The 347-nt window shown below is 67.7% G+C and carries 1 protein-coding gene; it reads right to left on the bottom strand.

The window, feature by feature from the left end; translation table 11 throughout:
- On the bottom strand, positions 1 to 347 hold a 347-nt coding region (locus EXE44_RS18685; RefSeq protein ID WP_158293515.1), incomplete at both ends, for an Hsp70 family protein.

Genomic DNA, 347 nt, shown 5'->3' with positions numbered 1-347 from the left:
AGACCTCGATCTGCGGGGTTCCGGCCGGCGCCGGCGGGATGCCGGAGAGCTGGAACGCGCCGAGCAGCTCGTTCTCGTCGGCGATCTCGCGTTCCCCCTGGAAGACGCGGACGTTGACGGAGGTCTGGTTGTCCGCGGCCGTGGTGAACACCTTCGACTCCTCGGTCGGAATGGTGGTGTTCTTCTCGATGAGCCGCTCGAAGAGGCCGCCCTTCACCTCGATACCGAGCGAGAGCGGGGTCACGTCCAGCAGAACGATGTCGTCGACGTCGCCGGAGAGCACGCCGCCCTGAACCGCCGCGCCGAGCGCGACCGCCTCGTCGGGGTTGACGTTCTTCTTCGGCTCC

The organism is Halorubrum sp. SS7, assembly GCF_005435055.1.
In the GTDB taxonomy this organism is placed as follows: domain Archaea; phylum Halobacteriota; class Halobacteria; order Halobacteriales; family Haloferacaceae; genus Halorubrum; species Halorubrum salinarum.
Note: the sequence above shows the minus strand (reverse complement) of the source record. Positions and strands in the feature narration are given on the sequence as shown.